We start from the raw sequence: 13,035 nt of genomic DNA on the forward strand, positions 1-13,035 counted from the left end.
CAACGTATCAGGAGGGCTCCCCCAGGAGCCCTCTGTTGGTTTGATCTTTTGTGTTTGCTGCCAAAAGACCGACTAAACCCTAACCGACGCAGTAACGTTACGTGTCGGCTAGCAAGGAGAGATCCCTATGAACGAAGCCAACCCTCATCTGCATAGCGACGTGAGTGACCTGCGCTCACGCATTCGCAAGAATTACGACGCCAATGAGGCAGATGTACTGCACGGGCTTATCGAGCGTATCAAGCTGTCGGAGGATGACCGCAAGCAAGTCGCCGCCGTTGGTGCCAAGTACGTAGAGCGTGTGCGCAAGGAAAGGTCGCCCTCAATGATGGAGGCATTCCTGGCCGAGTACGGGCTCTCGACCACCGAGGGCGTTGGCCTCATGTGCCTGGCAGAGGCGTTGCTGCGTGTGCCCGATGCGGAAACCATCGACGACCTGATCCACGACAAGATCGAACCCTCCGACTGGGGCGCCCACCTGGGCAAGTCCTCGTCTTCAATGGTCAATGCCTCGACCTGGGCATTGCTGCTGACCGGCAAGGTACTGGAAGAGGACCCCAAGGGGCCCACACGGGCGCTGCGGGGCCTGGTGCGCCGCATGGGCGAGCCGGTCGTGCGTAAAGCAGTTGGCCAGTCGATGAAGATTCTTGGCCGCCAGTTCGTGCTCGGCCAGACTATCGATGAAGGCATGAAGAATGCCCGCGAACTCGAGAAACAGGGCTACACCTACTCCTACGACATGCTGGGCGAAGCAGCGCGCACCGATGAAGATGCCGTCCGCTATCACCAGGCGTATGCCAAGGCGATCTCGGCCATCGCCGAACAGGCCAAGGGCGATGTACGCGGTAGCCCCGGCATTTCGGTGAAGCTCTCGGCGCTGCATCCGCGCTATGAATATACCCACCGTGAAACGGTAATGGCGGAACTTCTGCCCCGCGCCAAGGAACTGGTGCAGCAGGCAGCCAAGGCCAATATCGGTTTCAATATCGACGCCGAAGAGCAGGATCGGCTGGATCTCTCCCTCGACGTGATCGAGGCGCTAATGGCCGACCCCAGCCTGGACGGTTGGGACGGCTTTGGGGTGGTCGTGCAAGCCTACGGGCGCCGCGCCGCGCCGATGATCGAGACGCTCTACGAACTCGCCGAGCGGTATGACCGCAAGATCATGGTACGCCTGGTGAAAGGCGCTTACTGGGATACCGAGATCAAGCTCTCCCAGGAGATGGGCGTCAAGACCTTCCCTGTCTTCACCCGCAAGGTCAACACCGATGTCAGCTATATGGCCTGCGCGCAAATGCTGCTCGACCGGCGCGACCGCATCTACCCGCAGTTTGCGACCCACAACGCCCACACCTGCGCCGCCGTTGTCGAGATGGCGGGCGACGACAAGGACAGCTACGAGTTCCAGCGCCTGCATGGCATGGGCGAATCGCTGCACCACATCGTTAAAGAGTCAGAGGGCACGCACTGTCGCATCTACGCCCCGGTCGGCGCGCACCGCGACCTGCTGGCCTACCTGGTTCGCCGCCTGCTGGAGAACGGCGCCAACTCCTCGTTCGTCAACCAAGTGGTGGATAGCTCAATTCCGCCCAGCGAGGTCTCGAAGGATCCCATTGAAGGCTTTAAGCAGCTCGGCAATGACGTTTCAAGCCCCTTGATCCGCCAGCCCAGCGAGCTGTTCGAGCCCGACCGCAAGAACTCCAAGGGCTACCGCATCAACGAGCCCGCTTCGATCCTGCCGCTGCTCGATGCGCGTGAAACCTTTGCCAACGCCACCTGGACCGCAGGCCCGATGCTAGCAGGCAACCCGGCTCCCAAGGGCCCGGCGCGTGATGCGGTCTCCCCCGCCGACGGCACTCGGGTAATCGGCAAAGTGCATGAAGCCACCCCGGAAGAGGTCGCCACGGCCCTCGACGCCGCCGAGGAAGGCTTCAAAGAGTGGTCGGCGCGCCCTGTGACAGAACGCGCCGCGGTACTGCGCCGCACCGCCGACCTCTACGAAGAACACATCGCCGAACTGACCGTGATCACCACCCGCGAAGCGGGCAAGATGATGTTCGATGGTATCGCCGAAGTGCGTGAGGCAGTGGATTTCCTACGCTACTACGCCAACGAAGGCGAGCGGCTGGAAGCGGAAGAGCCCGGCAGCGCCCGCGGTATCTTCGTCTGCATCAGTCCGTGGAACTTCCCCCTGGCCATCACCACCGGGCAGATCGCGGCCGCCCTGGTGGCCGGTAACGCAGTACTCGCCAAGCCCGCCGAGCAGACGCCTCTGATCGCGGCCCGTGCCGTCGAGTTGATGCGCGAAGCCGGTTTGCCCGAAGCGGCGCTGCAACTACTCCCGGGCGATGGCCCGACGGTAGGTGGCCCGTTGACCAGCGATCCGCGTATTGCCGGTGTCTGCTTCACCGGCTCGACCCCGGTGGCACAGATCATCCACAAGGCGCTGGCCGAGAACGCGGGGCCTGATGCCGTACTGATCGCCGAAACCGGCGGACTCAACTCCATGATCGTCGACTCCACGGCGCTCACCGAGCAAGCGGTACGCGATATTCTGATCTCCTCCTTCCAGTCGGCTGGTCAGCGCTGTTCCGCGCTGCGCATGCTGTATGTCCAGGAAGAGGCCCGGGACCGGTTGCTCAACATGCTCTACGGTGCCATGGACGCACTGACCATCGGCGATCCCTGGAATACCGATACTGACGTATCGCCGGTGATTGATGCCGATGCCCAACAGGAAATCAGCGATTATGTAGCGGCGCAGGAGAAGGCTGGCAAGGTGCTGAAGAAGCTACCCGCGCCGGAGACCGGCACCTTCGTTACCCCGGCGGTGATCGATGTTGGCGGCATCGAGGATCTCGAGCGTGAAATCTTTGGCCCGGTGTTGCACGTGGCCACCTTCAAGGCGCGGGATATCGACAAGGTGGTCGACGACATCAACGGCAAGGGCTACGGGCTGACCTTCGGCCTGCATACCCGTATCGATGACCGCGTGCAGCAGATCGTCGAGCGCATCCATGTCGGCAATGTCTATGTCAACCGCAACCAGATCGGCGCCATCGTCGGCTCCCAGCCGTTCGGCGGCGAGGGCCTCTCAGGCACCGGACCCAAGGCCGGCGGCCCGCTCTACGTGACGCGCTTCCGCCGCACCGCAGACGCCGAACGCACTGAGGCGCCACACGAAAAAACCGTATCACTGGGCGATCTCCAATCCGCCATCGACGGGTTGGATGCGCGCAACTGGGCGGTACGCCCCAATCGCATCGAGGTACTGCGCAAGGCGCTCTCCGGCAAAGGCGGTGTGATCCGCAAGGCGCTCAATGAGACGGCAGCGCTGGATATGACCCCGCAGACACTGCCGGGGCCAACGGGTGAAAGCAATCGTCTGGCGATGTATCCCAAGGGCATGGTGCTGTGCCTGGGGCCAACCCTGGATGTTGCCATCGCCCAGGCCGCACAGGCTCTTGGCACTGGCTGTGCGGCCGTCTTGGTCGCGCCAGGCGCCGAACAGGCAGTGAAGCCGCTGATCGATGCCGGTGCGCCAGTCGCGGGGCTCGACGGAAGCGTCTCGACCGAGACATTGAGTGAGGTCAAAGGTATTGCGGCGGTCGCCGCCGCGGGCAACAGCGACTGGACCCGCGAACTGCGCATTGCGCTGGCCAAGCGCGACGGCGCCGTCATCCAGCTCGAGACCCAGACCGTTTCGCCGGAACGCTACGTGGTGGAACGCCATCTGTGCATCGACACCACCGCAGCGGGCGGCAACGCGAGCTTATTGGCAACGGCTGAATAGGATCGCTACTGAACGTGATCTAACGTGGTCGGGAGACGCCAATACTGGCGTCTCCCCAATGAAAGACACAAGGTCATTCAGTCGCCACCTGTAACGGAGTTCTACAGAACTAAAAAGTCGGCTTAAGAACTTTTAAAATGATAGAAGAAGGAGCGTTAACATGCCTTAACCACTGATTTACTTATATTGTTTTTATATTCAAAAAAACCAACAATCATTTCTTCTACCATTCTCACCGGACTATCTGGATTTGTACAGTTAGCTGATACAGAGATATCAATACTTCCTAGGTTCGGTAAAAAATTATTGTTTTCCAGTTTGTAGACATCATCAGTTACCGCAACATGTGGGATCGCCGATATAGCGAGATTATTTGCTACTGCTGATAAAACACCAGCAAGGTTTGATGACGAAAAGACAATCTCATAATCTAACCCGTTGCTATCGAGGGCATTGAGGATCATGGATCGGTCGGAGCAACCATCAGTAAAGCAGGCAATCCTCAACCTCTTCTCTTGCCAAGAAAATTGGGCATTTGGTGCTATCCATACCATCGGTGTGGTCAACAACAGCCTGCTTGAAATAGACTCAGGGCAATTCTGAGTAAGTGCAATATCAACCTCGCCTGTTGAATAAGCACGCCAAATCTCATCACTATATCCAGAGACAACTTCTATACTTATTCCTGGATGAGAGTCACAGCACGCTCTAAGCAAGTCCGGTATGAAACTTGCCAAGAATACATCGCTGGTTCCGATTGTCACCTTTTGGTCGTCGCTGACACCAGACAATTCATTTAGCGCCAGCTCGTTTATTTCGAGAATTTCTTTAGCCCGCTTGAGTAACTGCTTGCCAGCTTTTGTGAGTGACACACCGCCGCTATGCCTTGTGAAAAGCGGCGTTCCTAACTGTAGCTCCAGCTTCCTTATCTGCCAGCTGATTGCAGACTGTACACGATGACGGCGTACGGCAGCTTTGGTGAAGCTGCTCAGCTCAGACACGGCGATGAAGGTGCGTAAGCAATCGATGTCTAGATCCATTTGGCACTCCTAGTCCTGAATTCAAGTAATAATAAGTGCAGCACCTGCGGTTTCAAGTATCCCCAAACACTTTCTTAAAAAGATCTTTTCTGGCACTCAGTGCCCCATACTCTGCTTCAACCTCTGCTCTCCCCATGCCCACCATGCTTTATAAAAGGTATTTTAGTTATTCTATGGATTAATATCCCATAAGAATAGGGCAGTCACCATATCTAAAATATTGATACCCACCTATCAACATTATTCGCTGGGATTTCCCCACTTTGACAGCTAGGGTTAAAAACAATCTTCCAAACTTTCAAGTGGAGTATAAGCTATGTCTTTTATTGTGGCAAAAATCGACCTTGACGCAGTCAACCTTTCTAGCGAAATTGAATACCTCAACAATCTACCCAAGATCCATGAAGAGTATGATGAATTTGCACAAGGGTATTGGAAAAACATCTCGTTGTTTAATGCATCAGGACATGACTATGACACACAGTTTCGAAACTGTGAAATAGCAATACCGACGTCGCACCTCAAAAAATGCCAAATGATAAATAAAATTATCGAAGATAATTTTTCTATTAAAAATCTAATTATGGTTAGAGCTAGAAACTTGATTGACGGAATGGTTATCCCGCATCGAGATTTTGTTTAAATGGACGGTGAAACTGAACGCTACTTTCGAGTTTTTATGATGCTTGAAAATAACCCTGAATCCTACCACTCTGATGAAGGCGGTGTGTTCCAGATGCGCAAAGGAGAAGTATGGTTCCTTGACGCGGCCAAAGATCACGCTGCCATTAATTTTTCAAACAAAAGCCGTATGGCAATCTGCCTTGATTTTGTTTTTCAGGGAGATTTTGATCCTCGTGATATTTTCAACGAATCAGCAAGGTACGAAGAAGGTGTCAAACCGACCTATGTAAAAAGAAATACAGTCAGTTCAATCGAAAAAAATGAAATTGTGGCAAGCATAGCCAAGATGTTAAACAAACAAACCTTTAAAGATATAATATTTGCCGCATCAAAATTCCATTTCACTTACGATATACCCGTATCAGAATGCTATGACTGGATAATTGATGCCGCATTGAGCAAAAACGATGAAGAGGTCGCAGCCAAGGCGAAAGCGCTTAAGCACTATTTGATTGAGAACCGAAATTTGGGTGAGCGCTTTTCAATCGCCAGTTGGTGAGTGACTCCATTATGGTCAGTTTCAATCTTGCCCGTTTGGCGCCACTGCTCTTTCTAGCCATGTGGAGCAGTGGTGCCCTTTTTGTTAAAGCTGGTTTACAGGACTCTTCTGTACTGTCCTTCCTCCTAGTCAGGTCTCTTGGCGCCTTGCTGGTGATGACGATATTACTGGCTACGCTTCTTCCGGCCGAGATTCGGAGCTTGCTTTCAATGCCCAGGCCAACCTGGATTCGGCTCTTATTCGTGGGGCTTTTTTTGCAGGTCCTCTATCAGGGGTTCTTCTTTGCTTCTATCGCTCACGACCTGTCGCCCGGCATGCTTGCTATTGTACTTGGATGCCAACCTTTACTCACCCCTGTGCTTGCGCTGGAACGCATTGGTGGCAAAGGCTATATGGTGCTGCTTCTTGGATTTGTCGGACTGGTGATTGCAGTCACAGGGGGCGGTGCGGTAGATGTTGTTACGGTACCCGGACTTATATTCGCCAGCTTATCCGTATTGGCAATGACGTTTGGCACTATCCTACAGAAGCATACCAACGTTCATGTAATGAGTTCGGTGCTGGTTCAATACTGCTTATCCTCTGCCATCTTCGCTTTTGGGGTTGGACTTTATGGTTTTGACGCAAAACTAACGCCACAATTTATCTTTTCAGCGCTATGGATGATTGTCGTGGTCTCAGTGGGGGCCGTGCTTTTGCTGGTATACATGCTGAAAGGGGACAAAGCAAGCAAGGTCTCAACGCTGTTTTTTTTGGTGCCTGTTATTACATATTTATTAGACTATCTTGTCTACGATGCACCATTGAGCTTATTAACGATTATCGGTGGAGCAATGGTTGTATCTTCACTGCTTATATATGGTCGGCTTATTCGGTGAGGAGTCGGTTTTAGGGCTTTAAGTAGACAATCAGTTCTTAAAAAAGGTGAACGTCGGGCCAATGCCACCCATCCTCCTCCAGAGCTCAGCAAACACAGATCAGGATTGTCCCCCCTACCGCATGACCTTTCCTTGTTAGTGGCCAAATGCTGCGCGCCTCAGTTGCTGTGATTCCGGCCATGACGCATCTCTTGCATGTTCAATTCTCAACTAATATACGCCTTTAGGTACATATACGTTATCATAGCGCCCGCAATCACGCGCTTGTTGCGAGGCGTGGCTTGCATTTTTATGCCAGCCTGAGGGGCATCTTCTTTAGGGCATAGCAACTACCCAGCAACCCTTGCCCTGGATCAATAATCCACTCCCTGGATCTCGTTACACTGGCCACATCGTTAAGCGGCTATCGAATAGCCGTCCAGCGTTGCAACGAGTCGTTTGAAACTGTCTGTTTTAACATCAGGAGTGCCCCCATGCGTAAAGCCGCCCTGCCTACCCTACTTGTATCCACCGTTGCCGCTTCTGCGTTGATGACCAGCAGCCAGGCATTCGCTTACGGCGCGGGTGATTTCTTTACCCGCGTGGGTGTTGCCAAAGTCGCTCCTAAAAGCGACAACGGCTCACTGGCCAACGGTGCGCTGGCCGTGGATGTACAGGATGAAACCGATTTTGCGTTCACCTTGGGCTACCGCTTCCTCGATAAAGTCGGCGTGGAGCTATTGGCCGCGCTGCCGTTCGAGCACGATATCCACCTGAACGGCGGTAATATCGCTTCCACCAAGCACTTGCCGCCAACCCTGACAATGCAGTATTACCCGCTGGGCGGCACACAGTCCCGGGTACAGCCTTATGTCGGCGCGGGTATCAACTACACCCATTTCTCCGATGAAGAGCTCGCGATTGGCGATTTAGATCTGGATGACTCCTGGGGTGCAGCGGGGCAAGTAGGCGTCGACCTGCTGATTGATGACCACTGGGCGTTGAACGCCGCGGCCTGGTACATCGACATCGATACCGATGCCAGCGTTGACGGTGCAGCGGCCGGTACCGTTGAGATCGACCCTGTCGTGGTTATGGGTGGCCTCAGCTATCGCTTCTAGGCTGACAGCCAATAACCTCTCAGGCGTTATCCACAAAGCCTGCCTTGCGGCGGGCTTTGTTGTTACAACGGCCTTCAGTTTTCAGTGACGACCTTATCCACTCTCTCCACAGCCCGCACAACGAGCAACTGGTGATGGGCAGGTGTTTGCTCCTGCTGCAAATAGGCCGCCACGGCGGGCGCCACCTCGCATTTGGCGGGCATCGGCCCACCCGCTTCAGCCAGCGACTCCAGGCGCGCGATAAACACAAAGCGCAGCCACTGGAGCAGCGACATTGTATCGACACAGAACGGCTGCTGGCTGGAAAAAGCCGCTGCTTCTGGGGTTGGCATACGCCATAGGTCAGCGGCCTTTAGCGTCGCTTCAAGGTCAAGAAGCGCGGTATGAAGCTCGCGATGTGCACCCATAAACCACCTATGTTAAATCAGATAATTAAACAAGCATTATCCCTACTCTATGGATGAGTTGCCACTCATCCACCGGGATCTTCGTTATTCACAGATTCACAGAAAACCTGCAAGAGACTGTGGATAAGCTATGGAAAGGTATCGCATCCGCGTTTCCCATGCGGGTTGGCGATGACTGTTTAATTTTTAACCAGACAGTAAAAAAGGCGTGATATTATGGGTGCCTACGGCTGACAGGCTGCTATCCGCAAGGTAGAGTGCAGGCTTGCAATGGGAAAGGAAGTTATGCAACCAATTCGCACCCTAGACGAGTTTTTTCAGCGCAGCGGAGCCAGTGTGTCGCTTTATCATATGGGACGGCGCGTCACCCCGTGCCCCATTGATGCACTGCGCCAGCTGGAAAATGCCCAAAGCCCATGGCCTGAACCCTGGCAAGGTCAGGCGCGCGTGGCCATTGTGTTTCGTCTGGGTGATATGCCCGAACCGGCAATCTGGTTTCTGGCTCTGCCGTTGGACGAGGAAGGCCACCTGGTGCCCGCCCAGCGCGATGCGTTTCTGAACCGGCTGCTTGAAACCCTCGGCCGCAACGTCTCGCAGTTGGGTCAGGGGCACGGCTCGGAAGTTGACAACCTGATGAAGGACAACCCGCTCGCCTTTACCCCGAGCGCCCCTTTTCAGGCGATGCTTAATGCCCGGGCAACCAATGCGCTTGACTTGCCTGCCAGTCGGTATTTTGAACCCGTCGACGCTTACCTACGCGATCCACAGGCGCTAGACTGGCAACAGTTGGGGTTACAGGGTATCGCCGACGTGGTAGTCCGCCTCGATGAAGAGACGGCAGAACGATTAGCCACCCAGTTCGCCCGTTTGCCCACAGGGGTTGCTCAGGCCTTTTGCCTTTGCCTGGAGCATCAGCCTTTGCCCAGCAGCCTGGTCGCCGCATTGCGCCAGCGGGGTGAAAAAGCCATCATTGCAGGTGATCTTGAAATGCTATGTGCCTGCGTGCGGGCCGTCGGAGCGACGGACACCGACGAAGCAGGCAATTGGTATGCTCAGTTGCTCCGCGATGAGACCACCAGTGGCCCCGACGTACTGGCGGCGATGGCGGGCAGGGGCTGGTCACATCTGGAAGACGGCGAACGCCTGCCGCTTTTCCTGTCGCGCCTGGCTGATGATGAACGCACCGATTTTATTGCGATGGTAAAAGACTTGGCACTGATTCCCCGGCTACGTTTGCCATTACTGATGGCGCTGCGTGATGCACCGGAAGGCTCAAGGATCCACGCCCGCGTAGCTGAATTGTCGGCCGATAGCGGCCAGGGTTGATTACTGATGTTGCTAAGGAACGCCCGATGAACGTGAAGAAGGCTATCGTCAATCGTCGGCTTCCTAAGGAGTCGTTTTGAAAGAACTCCCTTACCAGGCCAAAGCGGTGATTGGCCGTCGTGAAATGGTCTATTTGCCAGATCTGGGACTTCATCTGTGCTGCAAAGCAGACACAGGGGCGCGTACCTCGGCGTTGCACGCCGAGGAGATCCAGACCCATGAAGATGAAGAAGGTCAGCTATGGGTCAGCTTTATTACCCATAGCGGTGGGCCTGAAACCCCGGCTCACCGTCTGAAGGTGCATTTACACGATCGCCGACGGGTGACCAGCTCGAACGGACACGCTGAATGGCGTTATGTGATCCGCACTCCAATGCGCCTGGGTGACCTCAACTTTCCGGTTGAGCTAAGCCTTGCGGACCGCAGCAATATGCGACACCCCATGCTATTGGGGCGGCGTGCAATGCGCCGTTTGCTGGTGGCACCGGGGGCTGCGTTTTTACACGGCGAACCTTAAGTTTGTTAGCATTCCACGCTGGTTTTCCACTTCCTCTTTCACTACGCCCCTTCGACTAGGCTTGGAGTTTCGCATGCACATCGCTTTGCTTTCCCGTAATCGCAACCTCTACTCCACGCGCCGCCTGGTGGAAGCCGCTGAAAGTCGTGGACACACTGCGCGAGTGGTTGACACCCTGCGCTGCTATATGAGCATTGCCTCACACCACCCGTCGATTCACTATAAGGGTCAGGAAATCGAGCCTTTCGACGCGGTCATCCCGCGGATTGGTTCATCCGTCACCTTTTATGGCTGCGCGGTGCTCCGTCAGTTCGAAATGATGGGTACTTACGTTATCAACGATAACGTCTCGATTACGCGTTCAAGGGATAAGCTGCGCTCGCTTCAATTGCTGTCACGCAAAGGGTTGGGGCTTCCCATTACCGGCTTTGCCCACTCGCCGGATGACATTCCCGACCTGATCACCATGGTAAAGAGTGCCCCGCTGGTCATTAAGCTGCTGGAGGGCACCCAGGGCATTGGCGTGGTGTTGGCTGAAACCAATCAGGCGGCGGAGTCGGTTATTCAAGCCTTTATGGGCATGAAAGCCAACATTATGGTGCAGGAGTACATCAAGGAAGCACGCGGTGCCGATATTCGCTGTTTCGTGATCGGTGATAAAGTCGTGGCCTCCATGAAGCGTCAGGCGGCCGACGGTGAATTCCGTTCGAACCTTCACCGCGGCGGCACCGCCAGCGTCATCCGGATTACGCCTGAAGAGCGCTCCACCGCCATCCGTGCGGCCAAGGCCATGGGGCTGCGGGTTGCGGGTGTCGATTTGCTGCGCTCCAATCATGGCCCGGTGATCATGGAGGTGAACTCCTCCCCCGGTTTGCATGGCATCGAAAGTGCCACGGGCAAAGACATCGCCAGCATGATTATTGAACACATCGAAAAAAATGCCATGCCGGCGCGTAAAGCACCACCCAAGCCAAAAGGCTAACCGGTCTGCGCAAAAATAATTCGTCAAGGGGGTGGCAAATCTAGCGCACCCCCGCCACAATCTGCGTCACCGAAGGAGGTAGACGCTCATGTTTCTCGACAATCGCCAAGTGGCGATGGACAGCGCATTGGAAGCGCTGGCCGATAGCATTGATTATTTCCAGGACAATATAGAACGCCTGCGACCTTCCCTGCGCGAAGCATTGAAGCCGCATTACGCTGCACGCCTAGAATCCATGCACCAGTTGCAGGACCTGGCACGGACGCATCTGAAGATGCTGCCCCGGGACGCTGACGTTGAGCGCGACGACTTTCTATGGCTCTGGAGCCGTCTGAAAAGTTTTGTCGGCAACGACAGTCAAGTGCTGATCAACGAGCTGCTGGAGCAGGAGCGCGTCTTGATGCAGGCGTTGTCAACGCTCTTCACTCATCCGCTACCCGCCCCTATCGAGCCGGTTATCGAAGATTGCATGAAGGGCTGTCGTCAGCTGATCCGCGAGCTATACGAGCTGCAAAAACGCAAAACAAGCCGCTAATTCGTGCGCTCGGGTAAGGTTTGAATAGGCTCCGGCGGGCCTAGAAAGTAAGGCTCGCGCCCCCAGATATACAAATCACCGAGCGTGGCCACCCTGGCTGCCCACTCGCGCATCAGCACGTGCCAGCCACCCGCTCCATCGCGCTCTTCAGCGACACAGCCCGTTACCTCCATGCCCAATGCCTGGGCGATGAAGATCGCCCTGGGCAAGTGCCAGTCCTGGGTAATCAATACCGCCTGGTCCAGCTGAAAAACGTCGCGGGCTCTTGCCAGGGTGTCGTAGGTACTGAAACCGGCAAAGTCCATTGTCAGCTGCTCAGGGGCTACGCCTCGGCGCGTCAAGTCTCGCCACATGGCGCGGGGTTCATTATAGGCCTGAGTACGATTATCGCCCGACAGCAGCAGATGCTGTACTTTTTGATGGTCAACCAACCGGGCGGCGGTGCGCATTCGCGCATGGAAATGAGGATTGCGCATGCCGCTGCGTGTCCAGTTCGAGGTACCAAAGACGATCCCTACCTCGGTGGGTACACACTGGGGAAGTTGCTCATGGATATAAGCGCTTGTTCGCCCCAGAATCCATAGATTGGCACCTACAAATAGCAATGTCGCCAGAAGCAGCAAGGCTCCCAGCGACATTAACATACGCGATATCCATCTGATCAGCGGTATACGCATTTAGCGCGCCGTCCCGCCGTTAAAACATACCCAGCTCAAGCTTCGCCTCTTCGCTCATCATGTCACGGCTCCAGGGCGGGCTGAAGACAATCTCGGTATGCACCTTGCTGATCTGCGGCGCGCCAAGGATCTTGTTACGCGCGTCGGCAGCAATCACATCGCCCATGCCACAACCAGGGGCGGTAAGCGTCATACGAATGGTCACCATCCGTTCACCGCTGATCAGTCGCTCGATCCTGCAGCCGTAAACCAGCCCCAGGTCGACGATATTGACAGGTATCTCAGGGTCAAAGCATGTCCGCAGTTGATCCCAGACGAACTGCTCGATTTCGTCTTCCGTGGCATCTTCGTGCAGCGTTGGTCGCGGCAATGGAGGAAGCCCCAACGCATCCAGGTTGCTGCCTTCAATCAAGAACAACCGCCCCTCAAAGCCGACACTCACCGTACTGCCCTTGGCCTGCATGACGCTTACGACGCTATCTTCCGGCAACTGCTCGGTGCTGCCAAACGGTATCGCGATCGCTTCCACATCGCGCTGAAGCGGTAAGCTTTGTCCACGCTGCAAACTGGCTACTTGCTCGATATCCATAAGCTCCC

The 13,035-nt window shown here is 55.2% G+C and carries 13 protein-coding genes; 9 read left to right on the plus strand and 4 right to left on the minus strand.

The window, feature by feature from the left end; all coding sequences use genetic code 11:
• The first annotated feature begins 127 nt into the window (after positions 1-127).
• Positions 128-3,793 carry a bifunctional proline dehydrogenase/L-glutamate gamma-semialdehyde dehydrogenase PutA gene (putA, locus tag ADS46_RS05520; protein WP_066317347.1) on the plus strand — a complete coding sequence of 1,222 codons (3,666 nt, stop codon included), beginning with the start codon at positions 128-130 and terminating at the stop codon, positions 3,791-3,793.
• Positions 3,794-3,948: 155 nt separating this feature from the next.
• Here the strand turns inward: putA and ADS46_RS05525 are convergent, their stop codons facing one another.
• Complete coding sequence (locus ADS46_RS05525; RefSeq protein WP_066317353.1) at positions 3,949-4,833, minus strand: LysR family transcriptional regulator; 885 nt, start codon at positions 4,831-4,833, stop codon at positions 3,949-3,951.
• Positions 4,834-5,149: 316 nt separating this feature from the next.
• On the opposite strand from ADS46_RS05525, the gene ADS46_RS18475 reads away from it, so the two are divergent.
• The 4 genes from ADS46_RS18475 (at position 5,150) to ADS46_RS05540 (ending at position 7,994) form a co-directional block, all read left to right on the plus strand.
• Positions 5,150-5,476 (plus strand): hypothetical protein, encoded by a 327-nt coding sequence (locus ADS46_RS18475; protein WP_082925998.1) that lies wholly within the window; start codon positions 5,150-5,152, stop codon positions 5,474-5,476.
• Positions 5,477-6,016, plus strand: coding sequence for an aspartyl/asparaginyl beta-hydroxylase domain-containing protein (locus tag ADS46_RS18480; RefSeq protein WP_082925999.1), 540 nt, complete (start codon positions 5,477-5,479; stop codon positions 6,014-6,016).
• Positions 6,017-6,027: 11 nt separating this feature from the next.
• On the plus strand, positions 6,028-6,894 hold the full coding sequence (locus tag ADS46_RS05535; RefSeq protein ID WP_066317355.1) for a DMT family transporter: 867 nt from the start codon (positions 6,028-6,030) through the stop codon (positions 6,892-6,894).
• A 473-nt stretch (positions 6,895-7,367) separates the two neighbouring features.
• The gene (locus ADS46_RS05540; protein ID WP_066317356.1) at positions 7,368-7,994 is read left to right on the plus strand and encodes an OmpW/AlkL family protein; all 627 of its coding nucleotides are present in this window, start codon (positions 7,368-7,370) and stop codon (positions 7,992-7,994) included.
• A 74-nt stretch (positions 7,995-8,068) separates the two neighbouring features.
• Here the strand turns inward: ADS46_RS05540 and ADS46_RS05545 are convergent, their stop codons facing one another.
• Positions 8,069-8,401 (minus strand): YqcC family protein, encoded by a 333-nt coding sequence (locus tag ADS46_RS05545; protein WP_066317359.1) that lies wholly within the window; start codon positions 8,399-8,401, stop codon positions 8,069-8,071.
• Between the two features lie 285 nt (positions 8,402-8,686).
• On the opposite strand from ADS46_RS05545, the gene ADS46_RS05550 reads away from it, so the two are divergent.
• From ADS46_RS05550 to ADS46_RS05565, 4 genes are all read left to right on the plus strand, one after another.
• Complete coding sequence (locus tag ADS46_RS05550; protein WP_066317362.1) at positions 8,687-9,727, plus strand: DUF3549 family protein; 1,041 nt, start codon at positions 8,687-8,689, stop codon at positions 9,725-9,727.
• A 76-nt stretch (positions 9,728-9,803) separates the two neighbouring features.
• Positions 9,804-10,244 carry an ATP-dependent zinc protease gene (locus ADS46_RS05555; protein ID WP_066317365.1) on the plus strand — a complete coding sequence of 147 codons (441 nt, stop codon included), beginning with the start codon at positions 9,804-9,806 and terminating at the stop codon, positions 10,242-10,244.
• A gap of 73 nt (positions 10,245-10,317) precedes the next feature.
• The gene (gene rimK / locus ADS46_RS05560) at positions 10,318-11,226 is read left to right on the plus strand and encodes a 30S ribosomal protein S6--L-glutamate ligase (protein ID WP_066317374.1); all 909 of its coding nucleotides are present in this window, start codon (positions 10,318-10,320) and stop codon (positions 11,224-11,226) included.
• Positions 11,227-11,314: 88 nt separating this feature from the next.
• The gene (locus tag ADS46_RS05565; protein WP_066317376.1) at positions 11,315-11,761 is read left to right on the plus strand and encodes a hypothetical protein; all 447 of its coding nucleotides are present in this window, start codon (positions 11,315-11,317) and stop codon (positions 11,759-11,761) included.
• On the opposite strand, the gene ADS46_RS05570 is transcribed toward ADS46_RS05565, so the two are convergent.
• Complete coding sequence (locus tag ADS46_RS05570) at positions 11,758-12,438, minus strand: SanA/YdcF family protein (protein WP_066317378.1); 681 nt, start codon at positions 12,436-12,438, stop codon at positions 11,758-11,760. The genes ADS46_RS05565 and ADS46_RS05570 overlap by 4 nt on opposite strands.
• A gap of 19 nt (positions 12,439-12,457) precedes the next feature.
• On the minus strand, positions 12,458-13,027 hold the full coding sequence (sufT, locus tag ADS46_RS05575) for a putative Fe-S cluster assembly protein SufT (RefSeq protein ID WP_066317380.1): 570 nt from the start codon (positions 13,025-13,027) through the stop codon (positions 12,458-12,460).
• Positions 13,028-13,035: the final 8 nt, after the last annotated feature.

Origin of the sequence: Halomonas sp. G11 (assembly GCF_001663515.1) — a bacterium.
GTDB lineage: Bacteria > Pseudomonadota > Gammaproteobacteria > Pseudomonadales > Halomonadaceae > Vreelandella.